At 53.3% G+C, this 22912-nt stretch carries 21 protein-coding genes; 16 read left to right on the forward strand and 5 right to left on the reverse strand.

Annotated elements, in window-relative coordinates; genetic code table 11:
• Positions 1-139 precede the first annotated feature (139 nt).
• Together galU and IAG03_RS01510 are read right to left on the reverse strand one after the other, a co-directional pair.
• The gene (gene galU / locus IAG03_RS01505) at positions 140-1018 is read right to left on the reverse strand and encodes a UTP--glucose-1-phosphate uridylyltransferase GalU (protein ID WP_249317915.1); all 879 of its coding nucleotides are present in this window, start codon (positions 1016-1018) and stop codon (positions 140-142) included.
• A gap of 24 nt (positions 1019-1042) precedes the next feature.
• Positions 1043-2158 carry an RING finger protein gene (locus IAG03_RS01510; RefSeq protein ID WP_249317916.1) on the reverse strand — a complete coding sequence of 372 codons (1116 nt, stop codon included), beginning with the start codon at positions 2156-2158 and terminating at the stop codon, positions 1043-1045.
• A 255-nt stretch (positions 2159-2413) separates the two neighbouring features.
• Between IAG03_RS01510 and prfB the strand changes: the two genes are divergently transcribed.
• A complete protein-coding gene (gene prfB / locus IAG03_RS01515) occupies positions 2414-3541 on the forward strand; it encodes a peptide chain release factor 2 (RefSeq protein ID WP_249317917.1) in 1128 nt (375 codons plus the stop codon).
• A gap of 160 nt (positions 3542-3701) precedes the next feature.
• On the opposite strand, the gene IAG03_RS01520 is transcribed toward prfB, so the two are convergent.
• Both IAG03_RS01520 and IAG03_RS01525 read right to left on the reverse strand, forming a co-directional pair.
• On the reverse strand, positions 3702-5060 hold the full coding sequence (locus tag IAG03_RS01520) for an MATE family efflux transporter (RefSeq protein WP_249317918.1): 1359 nt from the start codon (positions 5058-5060) through the stop codon (positions 3702-3704).
• Positions 5061-5210: 150 nt separating this feature from the next.
• The gene (locus IAG03_RS01525; RefSeq protein ID WP_249317919.1) at positions 5211-5879 is read right to left on the reverse strand and encodes a Crp/Fnr family transcriptional regulator; all 669 of its coding nucleotides are present in this window, start codon (positions 5877-5879) and stop codon (positions 5211-5213) included.
• A gap of 99 nt (positions 5880-5978) precedes the next feature.
• On the opposite strand from IAG03_RS01525, the gene IAG03_RS01530 reads away from it, so the two are divergent.
• The 15 genes from IAG03_RS01530 (at position 5979) to IAG03_RS01600 (ending at position 20404) form a co-directional block, all read left to right on the forward strand.
• Entirely contained in the window at positions 5979-6542 is a 564-nt protein-coding gene (locus IAG03_RS01530; RefSeq protein ID WP_249317920.1) for an ECF transporter S component family protein, read from the forward strand.
• Between the two features lie 1107 nt (positions 6543-7649).
• Positions 7650-7847, forward strand: coding sequence for a DUF951 domain-containing protein (locus IAG03_RS01535; protein ID WP_249317921.1), 198 nt, complete (start codon positions 7650-7652; stop codon positions 7845-7847).
• A gap of 56 nt (positions 7848-7903) precedes the next feature.
• The gene (prfA, locus tag IAG03_RS01540; protein WP_249318145.1) at positions 7904-8992 is read left to right on the forward strand and encodes a peptide chain release factor 1; all 1089 of its coding nucleotides are present in this window, start codon (positions 7904-7906) and stop codon (positions 8990-8992) included.
• Complete coding sequence (locus tag IAG03_RS01545) at positions 8985-10031, forward strand: L-threonylcarbamoyladenylate synthase (RefSeq protein WP_249317922.1); 1047 nt, start codon at positions 8985-8987, stop codon at positions 10029-10031. Before prfA ends, IAG03_RS01545 begins: the two co-directional genes overlap by 8 nt.
• Complete coding sequence (coaE, locus tag IAG03_RS01550; protein WP_249317923.1) at positions 10028-10624, forward strand: dephospho-CoA kinase; 597 nt, start codon at positions 10028-10030, stop codon at positions 10622-10624. Before IAG03_RS01545 ends, coaE begins: the two co-directional genes overlap by 4 nt.
• Entirely contained in the window at positions 10621-11214 is a 594-nt protein-coding gene (locus IAG03_RS01555) for a lytic transglycosylase domain-containing protein (protein ID WP_249317924.1), read from the forward strand. The genes coaE and IAG03_RS01555 overlap by 4 nt, the downstream gene beginning before the upstream one ends.
• Before the next feature lie 12 nt (positions 11215-11226).
• Positions 11227-12654 (forward strand): aminopeptidase, encoded by a 1428-nt coding sequence (locus IAG03_RS01560; protein WP_430472425.1) that lies wholly within the window; start codon positions 11227-11229, stop codon positions 12652-12654.
• Positions 12596-13501, forward strand: a complete 906-nt coding sequence (locus IAG03_RS01565; RefSeq protein WP_249317925.1) for a M15 family metallopeptidase — start codon at positions 12596-12598, stop codon at positions 13499-13501. Before IAG03_RS01560 ends, IAG03_RS01565 begins: the two co-directional genes overlap by 59 nt.
• Positions 13502-13587: 86 nt before the next feature.
• Complete coding sequence (gene rpmE, locus IAG03_RS01570) at positions 13588-13791, forward strand: 50S ribosomal protein L31 (protein ID WP_249317926.1); 204 nt, start codon at positions 13588-13590, stop codon at positions 13789-13791.
• Positions 13792-13878: 87 nt separating this feature from the next.
• Positions 13879-14514 (forward strand): YigZ family protein, encoded by a 636-nt coding sequence (locus IAG03_RS01575; RefSeq protein WP_249317927.1) that lies wholly within the window; start codon positions 13879-13881, stop codon positions 14512-14514.
• A gap of 69 nt (positions 14515-14583) precedes the next feature.
• Complete coding sequence (locus IAG03_RS01580) at positions 14584-15570, forward strand: deoxyguanosinetriphosphate triphosphohydrolase (protein ID WP_249317928.1); 987 nt, start codon at positions 14584-14586, stop codon at positions 15568-15570.
• A gap of 37 nt (positions 15571-15607) precedes the next feature.
• On the forward strand, positions 15608-17374 hold the full coding sequence (gene dnaG, locus IAG03_RS01585; protein ID WP_249317929.1) for a DNA primase: 1767 nt from the start codon (positions 15608-15610) through the stop codon (positions 17372-17374).
• Positions 17375-17386: 12 nt separating this feature from the next.
• Positions 17387-18484 carry an RNA polymerase sigma factor RpoD gene (gene rpoD / locus IAG03_RS01590; protein ID WP_249317930.1) on the forward strand — a complete coding sequence of 366 codons (1098 nt, stop codon included), beginning with the start codon at positions 17387-17389 and terminating at the stop codon, positions 18482-18484.
• A gap of 28 nt (positions 18485-18512) precedes the next feature.
• The gene (locus IAG03_RS01595) at positions 18513-18920 is read left to right on the forward strand and encodes an RrF2 family transcriptional regulator (RefSeq protein WP_249317931.1); all 408 of its coding nucleotides are present in this window, start codon (positions 18513-18515) and stop codon (positions 18918-18920) included.
• 227 nt (positions 18921-19147) lie between these two features.
• Positions 19148-20404 (forward strand): chloride channel protein, encoded by a 1257-nt coding sequence (locus IAG03_RS01600; RefSeq protein WP_249317932.1) that lies wholly within the window; start codon positions 19148-19150, stop codon positions 20402-20404.
• 449 nt (positions 20405-20853) lie between these two features.
• Here the strand turns inward: IAG03_RS01600 and IAG03_RS01605 are convergent, their stop codons facing one another.
• Positions 20854-22767, reverse strand: coding sequence for an elongation factor G (locus IAG03_RS01605; RefSeq protein ID WP_249317933.1), 1914 nt, complete (start codon positions 22765-22767; stop codon positions 20854-20856).
• Positions 22768-22912: the final 145 nt, after the last annotated feature.

The raw sequence follows: 22912 nt of genomic DNA on the forward strand, positions 1-22912 counted from the left end.
GCAAAAAACCGCAGTCTGTCCTTATTATAACAAACAAACTGCGGTTCGTCAAGAATTCTGCAGGAATATTTTCCTGGATTTGTGCGGAATTTGCGCTTTTTGGCAGTGCCTTTTCGCGCCTTTTTTAGCATTGTGTTTCTTACAGGTTTTTTACAAGTTCTTTGAGGTAATTTCGGAAATCTGCGCTGATTTGCGGATGCGCAAGCGCAGTTTCGACGCTTGCCTGCATGATGCCGAGCTTATTTCCCATATCATACCGCCGGCCTTCAAAGTCGACCGCGATCATTCCGTCCGTGCGGGAAAGCGTTTTCATGGCGTCGGTCAGCTGGATTTCGCCTGCGGCGCCGGGTTTGGTCTCGTCGAGAATTTGAAAAATTTTCGGCGGCAAAATGCATCTTCCCAGGATCGAAAACAGGGAGAGAATCTGTTCCGGCTTCGGCTTTTCAACCATATCGGTACATTTGTAGTAGTTCCCGTGAATGGGGCTGACCTTCAGAGAGCTGTATTTCTGGATCGCCTTTTCCGAAACCTCTTTGACGCCGACCACGCCGAGTCCAAACTCTTCATACGCTTTCATAAGCTGTCCGCATACCGGAGTTTTGGAGAGAATGACATCGTCCCCGTAAAGTACGGCAAACGGTTCGTCTCCGACAAAGGACCGCGCGCAGTTTACCGCATGCCCGAGGCCGCGGATTTCCTTCTGGCGGATAAAACAGATATTGGCAAGATTGGAAATCCGGATGATGTCCTCAAGCATCTCCGCTTTTTCAGGTCCGCCGGCCATCAGATGCTCTTCGAGTTCCGGCGTGCGGTCAAAGTGATCTTCAATCAGGCCTTTTCCGCGGCTTGTAATGATCAGAATATCCGTAATGCCCGATGCGGCCGCTTCCTCCACAATATACTGAATCGCAGGCTTGTCCACAATCGGAAGCATTTCTTTCGGCATGGTTTTGGTGGCCGGAAGAACGCGGGTTCCGAGTCCGGCAGCTGGGATGATGGCTTTGGTAATTTTTTTCATATACGCCTCCTTGGCATCGGTTCGTCAGCCAAAATTGATGAATTTCGGAAGATTGGTAATAATCATAAAGCACACAAACATGCACACCGCAATGGGGACGTTGACGCCGCCTTTTGCGGCAAGTCTCTCTTTATACTCCCCAGATTCTGCAGATCCATCCGACTTTGTGCGCCGAACAGTGGAAACACAGTGCTGATAGTAAAGCTTGTTGGCCTTTAGGCCGCAGAACACCATCAGGGCGATGCGCAGTGCGCTGAGCAAAAAGGTAACGGGGATCACCCAAGGCATTTCTTGCAAAAGCTGGAGATATGCCTGCATCTGCTGCTCATAAGTAAAGGAAGCGGTGACGTCGATGCCGAGGTTTCCGAAAATCTCCAAAAGGTGCGGCTGGATGTACAGCGTAAGCCAGCTGGAGGCGATCATCAGAACGAACATCAGTGCAGTTAAAATGGCGCCAAGCTTATATTGTTTGCGGTAGAGAAACCAGCCGCCGGTAAAAAGAAACGCACAAAAGTGAAAGCGCGTGCGGCCGAAGGTCTTCAGCGACCGGAATGCCGGCATATAGTACACGCTGTTGTTTTGGACAACCTGTGCAAGTTCCCCGGCTGTAACGCCGTCTTCGATCGGCTCGTCTTCCTGATAGCCGCCCATCGGATCTACCGGAAACGGCATCTGTCCCATGTTGTTGCCGGAAGGCGGCGGATATCCGCCCGGATTGCCAGCCGGCGGCCAGGAATTTTGCGTGTAATACGGCGGCGGTGTTTGGGGCGGCTGCGGCGGATACGGCGGCCTTTGCTGTTCCGGGCCGTAGCGCGGCGGCATATTGTCGTATTGCGCCGGATTCCCGGAGAGGGAGTGGCCGCAGTAATCGCAGAACAGCGCGCTGTGTGCATTCATCCGACCGCAGTTTGCACAGCGCCGATCTTTGGGTTCCTGACGGACATCCGGCGCTTCAGGCGGATCCATTTTTGGCGGCTGCCAGGCCTCGCCGGTTCCGTGCTGGTCAGAAAAAACGCAGTGGCCGGCCTGCTCGTAGCAGGTGCGATGATAGGGCGCGCCGCATTCCGGACACACGACAATATCGTCGTGTTCACAGAAGGGGACGCCGCATACAGGACATTTGATCCCGGTATAATCCATATTGATCCTCCGTTTCACACTGTGAAGACGGCGCGAAATGGTCGCTGCCGTTTCGATTCGCAGATTATTTTTCCATTGTACATGGTTTTCCAAAAAACTGCAAGAAGCGAATCAGGAAGTTTTAATCCTGTTTACAATTTTGCGGGATCTCCTCCCGAATTTTACAGGAACAAAGGATTTTCTTTACATTCGGCAGAAAATCTTTTATAATACTAATCGTAGATTTGGTATCTGTTAGGAAAGGCGGACTTTAGATTGCTGCAGTTTGAAGAATTAAAGCAGACTCTTTTGAATGAAGAGGACGCCCTGTCGGATCTCGCGGATGCGATGGGCATTACAAAGTTGAAAGAAGAGGTTGCACGCCTGGAGGAACAGGCGGCAAGCCCTGATTTTTGGAATGACATGCAGGCTTCCCAGAAAATCCTTCAAAAAACCAGCGCCCTGAAAAATAAGATTTCCGCATATGAAGCGCTCAAGTCCAAATACGAGGACGCGCTGGCGCTGATTGAGCTCGGGGACGAAGCAGAGGATCTTTCTGTTTTGGATGAGGCCAAAGCGGAATGCGACGGGTTCCAGAAAAAGCTTGAGGAAATGCGCCTGATGACGCTGCTCACCGGAGAGTATGACGCGAAAAATGCAATTTTGACCTTCCATGCAGGCGCTGGCGGCACAGAGGCACAGGACTGGGCCGAGATGCTTTACCGGATGTACAACCGCTGGGGGGAGCGGCACGGCTATAAGGTGCAGACGCTCGATTATCTGGACGGCGAAGAGGCCGGACTGAAAAGTGCAACACTTCTAATCGAAGGCGAGAATGCGTATGGTTTCCTCAAAAGCGAGGCCGGCGTACACCGTCTGGTGCGCGTTTCGCCGTTTGATGCTTCCGGACGCCGCCATACGTCGTTTGCGTCTCTTGAGGTAATGCCTGAAATTGACGACGACGCAAATGTGGAACTCAATCCGGATGATATCAAGATGGATGTTTACCGTGCGAGCGGAGCCGGCGGGCAGAAGGTCAATAAGACTTCCTCTGCGGTTCGCCTGACGCATATTCCGACCGGAATCGTCGTGGCCTGCCAGGTGGAGCGCAGTCAGCACCAGAACAAGGAAGTGGCCATGAAGATGCTCATTTCCAAGCTGGTGGAAATCAAAGAGCGCGAACATCTTGAAAAAATTTCCGATATCAAAGGCGAACAGAAAGAGATTGCCTGGGGCAGCCAGATCCGTTCCTATGTCTTTATGCCGTATACACTTGCGAAAGACCATCGCACCGGCTATGAGATGGGCAATATCAATGCCGTTATGGACGGCGATCTCGACGGCTTTATCAATGCCTATCTCAAGGCGCAAAGCCTCGGCGCGCTGGGCGAGAATATCGAATAAACAAGTAAGTAAAGCGCAATGACGGCTGTTGAATGCGCAGTGTGTGTTTTGAGATGTTTTGAGATGTAATTCATATTAAAAAAGCAAAGAAAAAGGCGGATGCACAGTCCAGAAAGGGCTTATGCATCTGCCTCTTTTTGCGCCGGAATGAGAACCAGGTTTACATCGCAGACCGAATTTGGCGAATAAAGCGAATGGCAAACGGAATGCAGCAGAGAAACGTGAAGACATCCGAGACGGGCTGTGTCAGCTGAAGACCGGGAAGTCCCCACATTGTGGGAAGTAAGAAAATCAGCGGCAAGAAGAAAATGCCTTGCCGAAGAGCGGAGAGCAGCGTGGAGGTCCAGGCCTTTCCGATAGACTGAAAGGTCATGTTGCAGGTGACGTTCAGGGCGAGAAGCGGACAGGCAAGACATTGATACCGCAGTGCGCGTGAGCCGATTTCGATCACTTCGGTGTCGCCGGGCAGAAAGGCGGCCAAAAGCTGCGGCGCGGCGAGAAATCCGGCAGCAGAAAGCACGAAAAGAATGCCAAACCCAACCGTCAGCACGACGAAAAACGCTTCCCGGACACGCGCGTATTTTTTGGCGCCGTAATTGTAGCCGACAACCGGCTGGTAACCCTGGCCGTAGCCGAGTGCGACAGAGAAAATCAGCATAAAAATTTTTCCGACAACCGACATGGCAGCCACGGCGGCGTCGCCGTAGATTGCGGCAGTCCGGTTGAGCGCAACGGTCGAGATGCTGGCAAGACCCTGCCGGCAAAAGGAGGGCAGGCCGTTTTTCAGAATGGAAAGATAATCCCGGGCATGCATGGAAACGCTTCGCAGAGAAAGCCGGGTCGAAGTACGTTTGCGCAAAAAGGAAGAGAGCAGAATACAGAAACTGACGCACTGGCTGAGCGCTGTCGCAAGGGCGGCGCCGCGAATTCCAAGCGCAAAGACAAAGATGAAAACCGGATCAAGAAAGAGATTCAAAATTCCGCCGGTTGCAATTCCGACCATAGCGAACCGCGCGCGGCCCTCTGCGCGCAGAAGGTTGTTTAAAACAAAGGAGGCCATCATGACCGGCGCGAAAAACAGAATATAGACGGCATAATCCCGGGCATAGGGAAAAATGGTTTTTGTTGCGCCGAGGAGAGAGATGAGCGGGTCGAGAAGGCAGAGCCCGCCGGCCGCAATCAAAATGCCGGCAAGCAAAGAGGAGAAAAATCCGGAAGAGGCAATGCGGGAAGCTTCTTCCGTTTTTTGTGCGCCAAGCAGGCGGGAAATCAGGCTGCCGGAGCCCATCCCCAGCGTGAATCCTACGGCCTGGATGACCGCCATCAGCGAAAATACAATGCCGACAGCACCGGAGGCCTGCCTGCCGAGTTTTGAGACAAAATAGGTGTCTCCCATATTGTACACGGATGTCACCAGCATGCTGATGATGGTAGGAATCGCTAAAGCTGTGATCAGGCGGAGCACTGGTGTTTCCGTCATTTTTCGGTATTGTGCGTCCTGTCCTTTGAGAATTTGCAAATGATCGCATCCTTTTGTCAACGAACCGAGAGTATCCGCAATCAGGGTTCGCGCAATAATAAATTATAGAAATCAGCCGCTGGGCTTCTCCTGTCAGAATGGGCCTGCGGCGGAAAAATAAAACAAGATGAAAGGTATATTGGTGGAAAGTTATGATTTCCTTTCGGAATCATGGGACGACGTCAGTTTAAAACTGTTTTTATAAAAATCGACGAGGCCTTCCTGCTTCATCTGGGAAAGTTCCCGCGAAAGCGCGCTGCGATCTGCGTTCAGATACGCTGCGAGCGACGCCCGGTCGAGCGGAATGCTGAAGGTAAGGCTGTGCTGACGTTCCGCTTCGGCGTGTAAATACTGCAGGATTTTTTCCCGTAGGGTCTGTGCAGTCAAGCAGCGGATCCGGTCGAAAAGAGCGGCATATTGCCGTGCGGTCAAGGAAGCAAAGTTTTGCGAAAACAGAAGGCGGGTTTCCAGCGGAATTGCCTGTGTATGCAGGAGCGTGTCTGCGGAAAAAACCAAAAGTGTAAGCTCTGTGCAGGCGAGAATCTGCATTTGAGGGGGCGCACTTTGCTGCGGAAAGACCGAGAGCAGATCGCCCGGAGAAAACTGCGCGTAAATTCGATCCCGATGCGTCTCCGTGGTCTGGGTCGCCACGGCATATCCCTGCAAAAGCAGACAAAGCGACGCCGGACGGCTCTCAAAATGGAAAGCCGTCTGCCCACGCGGAACGGTCACAAGCCGCGCATCCGTCTGCTCCAGCAAACGGCTGATGGTTTGCGAATCGAATCCTGTAAAAAGCGTTTGATTTTCTAAAATAGGCATCCAATTTTTCATAACTGCTTTCGTTGCGTACGCAACACACCTCTATACAAGAATATACTATAATAGGGAAGCAAAATCAAGAGGATAGGGGCTATAAAAATGAAAAACAGGAAAACGGCCTTTTGGATTACAAAGACCGGAATTTTTATTGCACTGCTGGTTGTAGTGCAGTATTTTACGCAGTCCATGCCGCAGCTTGTGACCGGTTCTGCGGTCAATTTGATTCTGGCTGCAGCCGTGCTGCTCAGCGGATATTCGTCCGGCGTAGCGGTTGCCGCGTTGTCTCCGATATTTGCATTTTTTCTGGGAATTCCGGCATTTCTTCAGCTGGTGCCGTTTATCATGGTCGCAAATATTTTCTGGGTTTCGGCATGGTACTGGATTGCCGGCAGAAAGTCGATTGGCAGCGGACAACGTTATCTTTGGTTTGTTGCCGCACTGATTGTTGGCGCAGTGGGAAAGGCGGCGCTTCTGTATTTTGGAGTTGTAAAGCTTGCGGTTCCGTACTTGCTTCCCGCTATCGAGCCGAAAAAGGCACAGATGCTCTGCACAATGTTTTCCTTGCCGCAGTTGTTGACCGCAGGAATCGGCGGTGCGTTGACGGTCATTCTGGTTCCGGCGGTGCAAAAAGCGCTGCAAAAGAGCCGGACTGCGCGCGGCTGATGCAGCATGGTTTTCCAGATTGTGCAGGGACGATGCAAAACGTTAACAGAAAAATCATAGCTATTAAAGGGGAAAGGTGTTATAATAACCTCAAGCTAGGCTGTGCTGCCGCACAGCGGCAGTTTCACTGCCAGCGCAAAGCCCTGTGCTTTGCGAGCTGAGAACATTTTGCCTTCGGCATAATAACCGCAAGCTAGGCTGTGCTGTCGCACAGCGGCAGTTTTACTGCCAACGCAAAGCCCAGTGCTTTGCGAGCTGAGAACATTTTGCCTTTGGCATAATAACCGCAAGCTAGGCTGTGCTGCCGCACAGCGGCAGTTTCACTGCCAGCGCAAAGCCCTGTGCTTTGCGAGCTGAGAACATTTTGCCTTCGGCATAATAACCGCAGCCAACCTGTGCTGCCGCACAGCGGCAGTTTTACTGCCAGCGCAAAGCCCAGTGCTTTGCGAGCTGAGAACATTTTGCCTTCGGCATAATAACCGCAAGCTAGGCTGTGCTGCCGCACAGCGGCAGTTTCACTGCCAGCGCAAAGCCCTGTGCTTTGCGAGCTGAGAACATTTTGCCTTTGGCATAATAACCGCAAGCTAGGCTGTGCTGCCGCACAGCGGCAGTTTCACTGCCAGCGCAAAGCCCTGTGCTTTGCGAGCTGAGAACATTTTGCCTTCGGCATAATAACCGCAGCCAACCTGTGCTGCCGCACAGCGGCAGTTTTACTGCCAGCGCAAAGCCCAGTGCTTTGCGAGCTGAGAACATTTTGCCTTCGGCATAATAACCGCAAGCTAGGCTGTGCTGCCGCACAGCGGCAGTTTCACTGCCAGCGCAAAGCCCTGTGCTTTGCGAGCTGAGAACATTTTGCCTTTGGCATAATAACCGCAAGCTAGGCTGTGCTGCCGCACAGCGGCAGTTTCACTGCCAGCGCAAAGCCCTGTGCTTTGCGAGCTGAGAACATTTTGCCTTCGGCATAATAACCGCAAGCTAGGCTGTGCTGCCGCACAGCGGCAGTTTTACTGCCAGCGCAAAGCCCCGTGCTTTGCAAACTGGTGCATAAAGCAATCGCGTGGGCGCTCCCGCGGATTGCCCGATTTTGATAGAATGGAGGACGGCGGCATGGATGTACGTCCAGGGGATCTCCTGCAGATGAAAAAAGAACATCCCTGTGGAAGCAAGACCTTTTTGGTTTTGCGCGCGGGAATGGATTTTAAAATCCGGTGCACAGGTTGCGGGCATGAAGTGATGCTGCCGCGCCTGAAATGCGAAAAGAATATCCGGAAGATCATTCGGGAAGCACCGGAAAAAGAACAATAGCACGCCTTCTGCTCCTAATATTATTTTGATATTTTTTATAGAAGGACGGAATGAGCATGTTTGAAAATTTGAGCGTTTTTGAGCAACGCTGCCAGGATATCGACGAGCGGATTTGCGACCCTGCGGTTATTGCGGACCGGAAACAATATGCAGAGCTGCAGCGTGAGCGGAAAAACCTGATGCCCATCGTAGAAAAATACCGCGAATACACAGAGACGCAGGCGCAGCTGGATGAAGCGAAATCCCTTTTGCAGGAAGGCGGTCTTGACCGGGAACTGCGTGAACTGGCAGAAGAACAGCTTTCAGAAGCGCGGGATGCGCTTGAAACCATCACGGAAGAACTGAAAATTTTGCTTTTGCCGAAGGATCCGAACGACGACCGGAACGTGATTATGGAAATCCGGGCGGGTGCCGGCGGAGAAGAGGCGGCGCTGTTTGCTTCCGTGCTGTTTCGGATGTATGCGATGTACGCGGAGCTCAAGGGCTGGAAAACGGAATTCCTCAGCGCCAACGAGACAGAACTCGGCGGCTATAAAGAAATCAGCTTTGCCATCAATGGGGAAGGGGCATATTCCCGTTTAAAGTACGAGAGCGGCGTCCACCGGGTGCAGCGCGTTCCGGAAACAGAGACGCAAGGGAGAATTCACACCTCGACCTGTACTGTGGCGGTCCTTCCGGAAGCGGATGATGTGGAAATTGAAATTAATCCGAAAGACCTTGCCATCGATACCTTCCGCTCCAGCGGCGCAGGCGGACAGCATGTCAACAAAACCTCCTCTGCGATCCGCATTACCCATCTTCCGACCGGAATGGTGGTGGAATGCCAGGATGAACGCAGTCAGTTTAAAAATAAAGATAAAGCCATGAAAATTCTCCGTTCCCGCCTGTTTGAGCAGAAACAGCAGGAGCAGGACGCACAGGTCGCTGCGGAACGGCGCAGCCAGGTTGGAACCGGGGATCGTTCCGAGCGGATCCGGACCTATAATTATCCGCAGGGGCGCATGAGCGACCACCGGATTGGGCTGACACTTTACCGGCTGGAGGATCTTCTCAACGGCAATATCGATGAAGTTTTGGATGCATTGATTGCAGCGGACAGAGCGGCAAAAATGCAGGAGCGGATCGGAGAAGAACAAAATGGGTAATAAAGAACAATACGAGCGCCGGGAGACGCTTCTTTTGCATTCCGGAGAGCCGGGTGCAGTCGAGACAGCGGGCCGGCTTCTGCGCGCGGGCGGATTGGTCGCCATTCCGACAGAAACCGTTTACGGCCTTGCTGCGAACACGTTCTCTCCGGATGCGGTCGCTGCGATTTTTCGTGCCAAGGGACGCCCGGCGGATAACCCGCTGATTGTACATATTGCGCAGTTTGAAACACTCGGCGAACTTGTGACGGAAATTCCGCCGCAGGCTAAGATGCTTGCCGATGCGTTTTGGCCCGGTCCGCTGACCATGATTTTGCCCAAAAAAGACCGGGTTCCGGAGATTGTCAGCGCGGGGCTCTCAACCGTTGCCGTGCGGTTTCCTTCGCATCCCGATGCCCACGCGATTATTCAGGCGTCCGGCGTGCCGCTTGCAGCGCCGAGTGCGAACCGTTCCGGCAGCCCGAGTCCGACGACGGCGCAGCATGTCCTCGACGACATGGACGGCAGAATCGACGCCATTTTTGACGGCGGTCCGTGCGAGGTGGGGCTGGAATCCACTGTGATTTCGCTTGCAGGATCTGTGCCATGCCTATTGCGGCCCGGCGGGGTCACGCTGGAAATGCTAAGGGAAGTCCTGGGGGAAGTTCGCATGGATGAGGCAGTGTTAAAGCCGCTGAAAAAAGGCGTGGCAGCGGCTTCGCCCGGCATGAAATACAAGCATTATGCACCGCGCGCGCGGGTAGTAATTCTGGACGGCGCATTTGAGGCGTATAAAGACTATGTCAACTCGCATAATGAAGAAGGTACGGTAGCGCTGTGCTTCTCCGGTGAAGAAAAGGCGCTCTGCGTTCCGGCGTTGACGCTCGGCGGCGAAACAGACGGCGTTCAGCAGGCACACCGGCTGTTTGACGCGCTGCGGGAGACGGATCGGATTGGCGCCAAGCTGGTATTTGCCCGTTGCCCTTCAAAGGCCGGTGTCGGGCTTGCCGTGTATAACCGATTGATCCGAGCGGCGGGATTCGAGGTGCGGAAGCTGTGAGAACCCCCATTATTTTAGGCCTGACCGGGCCGACCGGCGCGGGGAAATCGACCGTTGCATCCTGCTTTTCCTCGTGCGGCTGTCTGGTAATTGATTGCGATCGGCTGGCGCGTGAAGTGACGGATACCGGTTGCCTTTCAGAACTAACAGAAGCGTTTGGAGCAGAGATTCTCGATGAGAACGGTTGTCTGAATCGAAAGGCGCTTGCGCAAAAGGCGTTTTCCGATCCGGCGAAAACCGCGCTTCTCAACGAAATCACGCATCCGGCAATCCGAAGAAAGCTGTTGGAGAAGATTCAGGCAGTGCGCGGACAGTATCCGGCGGTCGTCATTGACGCGCCTTTGCTCTTTGAAGCGGGCGTTGACCGGCTTTGTGATAAGATTCTTGCGGTGATTGCGCCGCCTGAAGAGCGCCTGCGCCGGATTATGCTGCGGGACGGAATCGAGGAACCCTTGGCTCGGATGCGGATGTGCCGGCAGCATGAGGATGCGTTTTACACGTCGCGTGCCGATGTGGTTCTCGATGGAACTGCGGTCGATACCGAAGCGCAGGTACGGGCCATTCTGAAAAACTGGACAGGTGATCTGTTTTGAGATATCAACAGCGAAAACAAAAGCGCGTGGGTTCTGTTTTGCTGAAGGTTGTGTTGGCTCTGGGAATCGCCTTTTTACTGGTCTATTACGGCCTCTCTGCACTCATGCGCGAACTCTATCCGGTGCGGTATCCGGAAATTGTACAGAGCGCATCGGAGGAAACCGGCCTTTCGGAAGCGCTGATTTATGCAGTTATCAAGACGGAGAGCGGATTTGATCCTTCGGCGGAGTCGCATGCAGGCGCGAAGGGGCTGATGCAGATGATTCCCGATACCTTTTCCTGGATTCAGCAAAAACATGACGGCAACGTACAGTTTGAAGAAGACGCGCTTTTGGATCCGGAAACCAATATTCGCTACGGCTGCCGGGTGCTGCGCGAGATGATGGATTGGTTCGGGGACGTCGATACGGCGCTGTGCGCTTATAACGCCGGAGCCGGTACCGTGCAGCGCTGGCTGAGCGACCCGGCGTATTCTTCCGATGGAAAAACGCTCGATAAAATTCCCTATCCGGAGACTGCGCGGTATGTAGAAAAGATCAATCAAAATCGAAAGATTTATGAAAAACTATATGATTTTGAAATCGAATAGGAGGAACTCGCAATGATGGAAGAAAAAAAAGAAGAAAAGACCCTGGCGGAGCAGCTTTCAGAAAAACTGATGATTCGCCGCAAGAACGGATTTATGCGTGTGACGGATGAAGTAATCGACACAGCGGATGCATTCTGCGAAGGCTACAAATCGTTCCTGGATGCAGCCAAAACAGAGCGCGAAGCAGTCAAGACTACGGTGCAGATGGCGCAGGAAGCCGGCTTTACGGAATTCGATCCGGCAAAGACCTATGCCCCCGGCGACAAGGTGTATTATAACAACCGTGAAAAAGCGTTGATCCTGGCAGTGATCGGAAAAGAAGGCTGCAAAAACGGCGTGCGGATTTCTGCGGCGCACATTGACGCGCCGCGGCTGGACTTAAAGCCGATTCCGCTTTACGAGACGTCGGATCTGGTGCTGCTGAAAACGCACTATTACGGCGGAATCAAGAAATACCAGTGGACAGCAACACCGCTTTCCATGCATGGAAGAATCGTCCGCCGCGACGGCAAGCGGATCGACGTCTGCATCGGCGAACAGCCGGGCGAGCCGCAATTCTGCATTACAGACCTGCTGCCGCATCTTTCGCAGGAGCAGTCGCAGAAAACGCTTGGCAAGGCCATCACGGGAGAAGATCTCAATGTTTTGACCGGCAGCCGTCCGATTCGGACAGACTGCGGCGAGATGCTCTTTAAACTCAACATCCTGAAGCTGCTCAATGAGAAATACGGAATTGTGGAAGAAGATTTGATGTCTGCGGAAATCGAATTTGTTCCGGCGGTAAAAGCGGTGGATATCGGCCTTGACCGCAGCATGATCGGTGCATACGGCCACGATGACCGCGTGTGCGCATATCCGGCAATTCGTGCGATTTTGGATTGCGGTGTGCCGGAGCAGACCGTGCTGACCGTGCTTGCCGATAAAGAAGAAACCGGCAGCGACGGCAACACCGGTCTGAATTCTTCCTTTATGCGGTATTTTATCGCGGATCTTGCGCAGGCAGAAGGCCTTGAAGTGCGCCATGTCCTTTCGAAATCCAAATGCCTCTCGGCAGACGTTACGGCGGCATATGACCCGACCTATGCTTCGGCTTATGAAGCGGGAAATGCCTGCTATGTCAATAACGGCGTCGGCATGAGCAAATACACAGGGGCCCGCGGAAAGTCCGGCACATCGGATGCTTCGGCGGAATTTGTCGGAGAAATCCGCGCCCTCTTTGACAAGAACGAGGTGCTCTGGCAGATCGGCGAGATGGGCAGGGTGGATCTCGGCGGCGGCGGAACGGTTGCGCTGTATGTCGCAAATCTGGATGTCGACGTCGTAGATGTCGGCGTGCCGGTGCTCTCGATGCATGCTCCGTTTGAGGTGGTGTCGAAACTCGATGTTTACATGGCTTACAAAGCGGTTAAAGTCTTCTTCAGCGATGCACCGCAGGCGTAAAGCGGTCCGAAGAAAATGTGCGCCGGTCATCAACGCCATTCCGCCGGAACGAATCAAAAAGGTTCGGGATAAACCGGAATGGAAGAAGATGCACGAAGTCCGTGCAATCCGGGCGGGAATGCTGGCGACAATCCTGGCAATTGCGGCGGTTCTGGTGATCGGTGTGATTGTTGTTTTAAACATGGTCAAAAAGGCTGACAATCTCGAATGGGCATGGCTCAATGAATTTCTGGGAAAAACAGCGTCGTCGGAAAGTTCGGCAGTTTCGGAGCGCACAGAAGAGAGCGTGCCGGAAGAACCGGAAGATTTCCGGCTGCTGCTGGTTAACACGGAGCATCCATACACGGAAACGCCGGAGCTGACGGACTTTGAGGGCGTAAAGGTTGATAAGCGGATTACAGAGGATCTTTCCGCGATGCTGTCTGCAGCGAAAAAAGACGGCGTTTCCCTTTCGGTGCTCTCCGGTTATGTCAGCGTAGAAGACCAGGAAGCGGTTTATCAACAAAAATTGCAGGAATTGATGGATGCGGGCAGTACGCGCGTCAGCGCGGAAACAAAGGCTGCAGCGCTCAAGGGCGGGTGCAGCGAATATCATACCGGTCTGACGGTGCGGCTGGCATCGCCGGATGAAACAGGTGTTTTTTCGGAAAGCGCGGCGTACCGCTGGCTGCTGCAAAACAGCGTGCAGTACGGATTTGTGTTCCGCTATCCGGAGAACAAAACGCGGCAAACCGGCGCGGAATTTGATCCGCAGGCGCTGCGGTATGTCGGGAAAGACCACGCGACGCGCATGCGGCAGATGGAGATGTGTCTCGAAGAATATGTCGATTATCTTTCTTCCCGATAAATCTGCAAAAAACACTTGATTTTTTTGAAACGATATGATAAAATCGATACGTTGACCATGCAATTCCGGTAAAAGAGGTGACAAGAATGAAAAAAGGTATCCATCCCGAGTATAAAAAGACAACGATAACGTGTGCCTGCGGCAATGTGATCGAAACCAGTTCTACGAAAGAGAACATCCGCGTTGAAATATGCTCCAAGTGCCATCCGTTTTTCACCGGTAAGCAAAAGCTGGTAGATACGAGCGGACGCGTCGATATGTTCAAAAAGCGTTACGGTATCACCGAATAAGGGTATTCAGCTTCTGATTGTCTTTTCTGGGCGGCGCAGGATTTGCGTCGCCCTGTTTATTTTCATGAAGAAAGGCGGGCGGCTTCCTTGTACAAAACAGTACCGTGTGCGGCAAGCGCAGAATTTGTCGAACGGCGTTCGCGATTTCTCGGCTATATCCGGCCTGTGACCACGCAGGAAGCAGCCGATGCATTTGTCGAGGAAATCCGCTCCATGCACCGGACGGCGACCCATCACGTCTATGCCTATGTACTTCGCGAAGGACAGTTTCAGCGCTATTCCGACGACGGAGAACCACAGGGAACTGCCGGAATCCCGGTTCTGAATGTGCTGCTGAAAAACGGCGTGACCGATACTGCGGTTGTTGTGGTGCGGTATTTCGGCGGTGTGCTTCTCGGCGCAGGCGGCCTTGTGCGCGCGTATTCGGCGGGTGCGGCAGCGGCGCTTCGGGAGGCAGGGATCGTCGCCATGACACCCTGCACGGAATTTACACTTTCCTGCAGCTATAACCAGTACGGGCGTGTTTCGGCGCTGGTTCCGGAATGCGGCGGTGTGATTGAGCATACAGACTTTGCTGGAGACGTGACGCTGCGGTGTTATCTGCGGCCGGAGGCGTTTCCTCATTTTCAGCGAACGCTTGCGGATGCAACAAACGGACAGGTTAGTCCGGTTGTATTTGGGGAGAAATTTGTCGCGTTTCCTGTGGAAGCCGAAAATAATTAAAAAACGTGCAGGAAATCATTTGCTTTTTGCGTATATAATAGGTTAGAGGATGCAAGGAGGGATGTTCGCTTGAATATACGGCAACGGACAGAAGAGCGGGAGGCGCAAATTTTGTCGCCTTATGCGGCGCTTGCCCGGAATTCCAAAGGCAGGGAACGCGCAGAGGAGCCGTGCGAATTACGGACCGATTACCAGCGGGACCGGGATCGGATTATTCACTGCAAATCATTCCGGCGGCTCAAACATAAAACCCAGGTATTCCTTTCCCCGGAAGGAGATCATTTCCGTACGCGGCTGACGCATACGCTGGAGGTTTCGCAGATTGCGCGGACCATGGCCTGCGCGCTGGAACTCAATGAAGATCTTACAGAAGCAATCTCTCTGGGACATGATCTCGGCCATACGCCGTTCGGCCACGCGGGAGAGCGTGCGCTTAACGGAATTTATGGCTTCAAGCACTACGAGCAGAGTGTCCGGGTTGTGGAAAAGCTGGAAAAGAACGGCGAAGGCCTGAACCTGACCTGGGAGGTGCGCGACGGGATTCTCTGTCACACCAGCGGTACCCAGGCACAGACGCTCGAAGGGCGGCTTGTGCGGGTTGCGGACCGGATTGCCTATATCAATCACGATATTGACGATGCCATCCGGGCCAATGTCCTTTCGGAAGAGGACATTCCGAAGGAAATCGTGAAGGTGCTCGGAGAGCGGCGGACCGTGCGGATTGACACCTTGGTCAAATCCGTTGTCCGCAACAGCGGTGCAGATATTGCAATGGATCCCGAAGTAAAAGGCGCATTTGACGAGCTGCACGATTTTATGTATCGAAAGGTATATCTCAATCCCTATGTCAAAGGGGAAGAGCGGAAGGTGCCGATGCTGATCGGCTCTCTGTTTGAACATCTCAAGCGGACCGGCGAAATTCCGGAGGATCTCAAACATATCGCACAGACAGAGGGCATGGAACGCGCAGTGTGCGATTACATTGCCGGAATGACCGACCATTTTGCAATCTCGCTCTTTAAAACCATTTTTATTCCAAAAGGCTGGACCCCGTAACAGGGCAAAACTGCAAGGAAGAAGGGAGGCGGCGGATATGCCGTTACCGGAACTGTTTTTGCAGGAACTCAAGGCGCGCAGCGACATTGTGGATGTGGTGTCTTCCTATGTGAATCTTCGCCGCCGGGGCAGAAACATGGTGGGCTTGTGCCCGTTTCACAGCGAAAAGACACCCTCGTTTAACCTTTATCCCGAAAACGGATCGTTTTACTGTTTTGGGTGCGGTGCGGGCGGCGATGTGATCACGTTTATTCGCCGGATTGAAAATCTCGATTATATGGAAGCGGTCCGGTTCCTTGCGCAGCGCGCGGGTTTGGAGGTGCCGGAACACCAGGCGGATGACGGCATGGCCAAAATACGCGCCCGGATCCTGGAAATCAACCGGGAGACCGCACGGTTTTACCATGCGGTACTGGCGTCTGCGGAAGGCGCCGCCGGAATGCGGTATTTGCGGGATCGCGCGCTGATGCCGCATACGATCCGCCATTTCGGACTGGGATATGCGCCGGATTCCCGGTTTGCGCTTTGTGACCATCTGACCAAACGTGGATACCGGAACGACGAACTGATCCGGGCAAATGTCGCAGTCGGAACACGGAGTGGACGGGTGATGGATCGCTTTTTTGCCCGCGTGATGTTCCCGATTATTGATCTGCGGGGCAACGTGATCGCTTTTGGCGGCAGAATTCTCACAAATGAGAAACCCAAATATCTCAACACCTCGGATACGCCCGTCTTTAAAAAGAGCGGCTCGCTGTTTGCCATGAATTTCGCGAAAAACAGCGGCGCTGAACAACTCATACTTGCGGAAGGGTATATGGATGTGATTGCGCTGCATCAGGCTGGCTTTTCGAATGCCGTCGCGACGCTGGGGACGGCTTTGACGCCGGAACAGGCGCGGCTGATGGCACGGTATACAAAAAAAGTAGCGGTTTGCTACGATTCCGACGAGGCCGGGCAAAAGGCGGCAGCGCGGTCGATTGCCATTCTGCGCAGCGCGGGGCTGCTCGTAAAGATCGTCGCCATACCCGGAAATAAAGACCCGGATGAGTTTATCAAGGCGCACGGTGCGGACGGTCCGTCCCGATTTAAAAAATTACTTGCGTCGAGCGGCAACGACGTCGAATACCAACTCGGAAAATTGCGGGGGACGCATGATGTGACGATGGCAGAAGGCCGGGTGGCGTATCTCGGCGAGGCCACGTCGGTTCTTGCGGCGCTGGAAAACCGGATTGAGCGCGAGGTTTATGCCGGCAGGCTTGCCGAGGAAACCGGCGTAGACAAGCGGACAATTCTTTCTCAGGCGGAAAAACAGCGAAAACGCAGCGACGCGGCAAAGCAGAAGCGGGAGTTCCGGGAATTTACGACGGTGCTTTCGGCGGTGCAGGATGATATCAACCCGGAAAAGCATCTGCATCTGCGCGCGGCAAATGCGGAAGAGGCACTCATTTCCTATGTTTTTTCGAATCAGGATGATGCCCCGCGCGTTTTTTCGGCGCTTCCGCCGGAAAAATTTTGTACATCGTTTAACCGTCGTGTATATCAGGTTATAATGGGTAAAATGAATGATGGCAAGGCTTTAAGCCTTACAGATATATCGGAAGGATTTTCGGTAGGGGAAATCGGCGCAATTGCGCGGATCCTTGCCAAATACAGTGAGGTCCCATGCGGCAGAGCGGATGCAGATGCAGATATTGCGGTCATTTCCGAGGAATCGGAAAAACTGAGTGCAGAGGCGGTGCAGGCAGCATCTCCGGAAGCCATTCAGGACTATCTTGCACGTTTGCGGGACAGCAAAAAATAGGAGGTAACAACTATGGCAGCAACGCCGGACAAAAAAACGGTGATTCGGGATTTGATTGAACTCGGAAAATCGAAAGGGCAGCTGAGCACCAAGGAAATTCTGGACGCGCTCGGAGAGCTGGATTTCGAACCGGAGCAGATTGAGAAATTCTATGATACCCTGGAATCTCAGGGCGTCGAAATTATAGAAGATTTCGCGGACATCCCGATGGAGGATATCGAATTTACGCCGGTAACCGGAGACGGCGACGATATGGAAATGTCGCTGAGCACCGAAGGCATCGCGATCGACGACCCGGTAAAGGTGTATCTGAAAGAAATCGGCCGGGTGCCGCTTTTGACGCCGGAAGAGGAAATCGACCTTGCAATCCGGATTTCCAATGGCGATGAGGCTGCGAAAAAACGGCTTTCCGAGGCGAACCTCCGTCTGGTGGTCAGCATTGCAAAGCGCTATCTCGGGCGCGGAATGCAGTTCCTCGATTTGATTCAGGAAGGAAATCTCGGTCTGATTAAAGCTGTGGAAAAATTTGACTATACCAAGGGCTTTAAGTTTTCCACATATGCGACCTGGTGGATTCGGCAGGCGATTACCCGTGCAATTGCGGATCAGGCCCGTACGATCCGAATTCCGGTGCATATGGTGGAAACGATCAATAAGGTGAAAAAAGTATCGAGCCAGCTGCTGCATGTTAACGGTCATGAACCCTCTGCAGAAGAGATTTCGCAAGAGCTGGATATGCCGGTAGACAAGGTGCGGGAGATTATGCGTGTTGCCCAGGAACCGGTTTCGCTGGAAACACCGATCGGTGAGGAAGAGGACAGCCATCTTGGGGACTTTATTCCCGATGACGATGCGCCGGCTCCGGCAGACGCCGCTTCACATACCCTTTTGAAGGAACAGCTCTCTGAGGTGCTCGACACGCTGACGCCTCGTGAGGAGAAGGTGCTGCGTCTCCGGTTTGGCCTGGAAGACGGCCGTTCCCGGACGCTGGAAGAGGTCGGCAAAGAATTTAACGTTACCCGTGAGCGAATCCGCCAGATTGAAGCCAAGGCGCTGCGGAAGCTCCGCCATCCGAGCCGGAGCAAAAAGCTGAAAGATTTTCTCGATTAAAAAAGTCCCCTTAAAGGAGGCGCGGAAAATGCATATGACGCTGGAGGCCGATTATGCGGTACGGATTGTGGAATTGCTTGCCGCGTCCGGAAAAAAGATCGACGCGGGAAGCATCGCGGAAAAAACGCATGTCCCGCTCCGGTTTTGTCTCAAAATTTTACGAAAATTGGTGGAGGACGGCCTGATTACCTCCTATAAAGGCGCACATGGCGGTTATGAGCTTGCCCGCAGTCCTGGCGATATCACATTGCGCCAGGTGATTGAATCGGTAGAGGGACCTTATGTGCTCAACCGATGCCAAAAAGGGGAATATGACTGTTCGCATACTGCGTGCCGGTTTCACCAGATTTACGCAGAGATTACGGAACTGGTGCGTGCCAAACTCGACTCCTGTACATTTGCGGAAGCGGTTCCGCACGACCGGTCTTCCACATAACGACCTTTTGCGGCCTGTCTGCGTCGTACACGGAAAAACGTGCGGCCGCTGTGTGGGCGCGGTGCGAAACAGGTCACTTCTTGAAAACAGATGGTTTGATTTTCAGGACCGGCGCTGTGAAAGGCGGCCGGTCCCGATTTTGTGCCACCGCTAACGGGCGGATGCAGAAAAAATAAAAACTGCGGCCGGACAAATGCAAATGCCCCAAGCGAATGAGGAGAACATGGATGAACAAGATCAAAGAATGCATGAAGCGGGCAGCGCGGTATCTGCTCGCCTTTCTCAAATGGAGTGCCGTGTCCGTTGCGATCGGCTTCGTCGGCGGCGGAATCGGCGCCCTGTTTCACAGGGCAGTGGAAACGGCGACGCGCGTGCGTGCGGAAAATGATTGGCTGCTTTTTTTACTTCCGGTTGCCGGTTTGATCATTGTGGGCATGTATCGGCTCTCGAAACTTTCAAGCGGTACGGGGACGAATGAGGTGTTTGAATCGATTCGTACAAATCAGCGGGTTCCGCTGATTCTGACGCCGCTGATCTTCCTCAGTACGGTCCTTACGCATCTGTTTGGCGGTTCGGCCGGACGGGAAGGCGCGGCGCTGCAAATTGGCGGAAGCATCGGCTTTCAGTGCGGCGCCTGGCTACAGTTCGGTGAAAAAGACCGCCACATTGCGACGCTTTGCGGTATGAGCGCTGTGTTTTCGGCGCTGTTCGGAACGCCCTTGACAGCCACGGTGTTTTCCATTGAGGTAATCAGCGTCGGTGTATTTTATTATGCTGCTTTTGTCCCCTGCATTCTGGCTGCGCTTGTTGCCTATGGCGTGGCGCAGCTTTTCGGCGCGGGCGGCGTCTCATTTTCTCTTACCGCGGTACCGGCGCTTTCGATTCCCGCATTCTTTCAGGTGATTGTTCTCGGCGCACTTTGCGCGTTGGTGAGTATTGGATTCTGCCTGGTGATGAAAAAGACGCGGGTTTATTTGGCGCGCTGGATTCCGAACGAATATCTGCGCGCACTGGCTGGCGGCGCTGCAGTTGTCGCGCTGACCCTGATTTGCGGCACCCGGGACTACAACGGCGCCGGGATGGAGATCATCACAAAAGCCATTGCGGGCTCTGCCCGGCCGGAAGCGTTTGCGCTGAAGCTCCTTTTTACGGCGATTACCTTGGCGGCCGGACTAAAAGGCGGAGAGATTGTTCCGACCCTGTTTGTCGGTGCGACATTTGGCTGTACGGCTGGCGCGCTGCTCGGAATGGATCCCGGTTTTGGCGCGGCGGTTGGGATGGTTGCAATGTTTTGCGGCGTGACGAATACCCCGATTTCTTCCATTTTGCTCAGCATTGAGCTGTTCGGTATCGGCGGCCTCCCGTTTTTTGCGGTGGCTTCCGGCGTCAGTTATATGCTTTCCGGGTATTTTGGAATTTACAGCAGTCAAAAAATCCTCTACTCCAAAATTAAGGATGAATTTATCAATACGCATGCGGTTTGAGATATGCGGGAAGTTTTGCTGCCAGATTTTGTGTAAAGCATTTTTCTTGCAGAACGGTGCCGAATCCGGCAGAATTCGGGTGGAATTTTTGCCTGGAAGCTAGATTTTGAGATCAAACCGCAGATCGATACAAAATCTCGGTAAGCCCGAAGAAAAAATTGAAAAGTATAAAACCTTTACAAATAAGAAACGCCGGCGTATCTCCGTGGAGATGCGCCGGCGTTTCTTAATGGATTCGAAAAGTGAATTGAAAAGAGGAAAAATTTCGCTGCATTGCAGGAAACTCGACGGACAACATGTTTTTACCACCGCAAGGAGCAGATTACACAATCTGAATTTTTAGCTATTCTGCGGCAACGAAAGGATTGCAGAGAAGAAGCGCCGCAAAAGCGGATACGCCGGATCGCAAGTCTGGGCCGGCAGAAGAGCCGCCGGGACAAACTGCCGGTTTAGGGATACGAAATCATGTACCGCTCTGCCTCCCGCCAGCTAACCGGGAACCCGGCGCCATGGGAACAAAAAACAGAATCGGCAGGGTTTTCGATATCTCGATCCGGATCGTATGACGAAGCGGTTAAAACATCCGCTTCATTGTGACAGGGCGCATATCCGCTTGCAAAAAGACGAAGCGTGCCTTTTCCGCGTGTCAGGACAGCCAGATCCTGCGCGTAGTTCATCATGGTTGCAACCGGTGCGGTCCCGGTAATGACTGCACGGACGCCGTCCGCAGACGCCGGAGGATCAAACGTTCCGTGCATCCGCTGAATATCCGTGAGCACACGGCCGGCGGTTTCCAGCGGAACGTCGATCGAGAACCGATAGAGCGGCTCCAGAAGAAAACAATCTGCACGGCGCAATGCTTGACGGATTGCCCGATAAACGGCTTCCCGAAAATCTCCGCCCTCGGTATGTTTTAAGTGTGCGCGCCCAAATACGAGCGTGATTTGGACATCATCCAGCGGCGCACCGGTCAGAACGCCGCGATGTACCTTTTCAAAAACATGCGTTTCGATCAGACGCTGCCAATTCAGCGCAAGAACATCAGTCGGGCATTCGCTCCGAAAGGAAATCCCGCTGCCAGTCGGCATGGGATCGAGCCGGAGGTGGACTTCAGCATAATGCCGCAGCGGCTCAAAATGTCCGTATCCCATGACAGGGTGCCGAATGGACTCGCGATAGGCGACACGGCACGGACCAAAGGTGATGGGATATCCAAACCGGTCGTGCACCAGCTCCGGTAACACGGCAAGCTGAACAGCTCCCATAATATGTACGCGGACTTCTCCGTTTTCCCATTCGGCCTGCAGGAGCGGATCTTCATCGCTGAGCAGCAGAAAATCATGCAGAACGGTCTGCGGCGGGATGTTGGGCGGCGCCTGTACCCCGGCGATCAGGGCAGGTGTGCAGACAGGCGAGGGGAGTGCTTCCTCGGTGCCGATTCCCATACCGGGCTTTGTGTGCGTAAGACCGGTAACCGCGCAGAGTATGCCGGTTTGCGCAGCCGTGGCAGTGGTATATTTTGCCCCCTGATAAAAGCGGATTTCATTAATTTTTTCTCCCTGAAGCACCTCTTTTACAGAGAGCGTTCCGCCGGTGATTTTTAAAAAAGTCAGACGCTGTCCTTTTTCGTCATGTGCAATTTTATAGACACGCGCGCGCAGGTCGGCGCTTTCTGCAGATGTTTCAGCAAGAAGCTTTGGAAGCAGCGCAAGCAGCCGGTCCACGCCGTCTCCGGAAAGCGCCGCGCCGGAAAGACAGGGAAAGCAGGCGCGTGCAGCAAATAGCCGCTGCAAAGCGGCCAGGCAGTCGGCGTCAGACGGTATCCCATTCAGAAAGAATTCCAAAAATGCTTCATCGCGTTCGGCAAGTGCCTCTTTTGCGGATTCGCAGAATCCCTGATCGAAATCCAGAAGATCTTCTGAAAATCGCTTCCGAAGTTCTGCAAACACCCGCGTCCGGTCGGCGCCGGCGCGGTCGGTTTTATTGAGAAAAATCAGCGTCGGGATCTGATAAGCCTTTAAAAGCTGCCAGAGCGTTTCGGTATGGCTTTGTATGCCTTCGACACAGCTGACAACCAAAATGGCAAAATCCAAAACCGAAAGCGTACGTTCCATTTCTCCGGAAAAATCAACGTGTCCCGGGGTATCCAGCAGGAAAAACTGTCCGCCCTCCCAGGAAAAAGAGGCATAGTCGGAAAAAATCGTGATTCCGCGTTCGCGTTCCACGCGGTTGGTATCGAGCAGCGTATTGCCATTGTCTACACGCCCGAGTGCGCGGGTCGCGCCGGCGTGATAAAGAAGCTGTTCCGACAAGGTTGTTTTTCCGGCGTCCACGTGTGCGAAAATACCAAAAACCTGATTCATGTGTTCACCTTCCCACCAAGCATTGTAGCGGCCGCAAAGAAACTTGTCAATGCGGCGCCGGGTTGAAATTTTACATGAATTTTACAGAATGGCTTTGTTATATTTTACGAACAGGCCGTATTGTTAAATCTGTAATGAAAAAGAG

The sequence above is a fragment of the Yeguia hominis genome, assembly GCF_014384705.1.
GTDB lineage: Bacteria > Bacillota > Clostridia > Oscillospirales > Acutalibacteraceae > Yeguia > Yeguia hominis.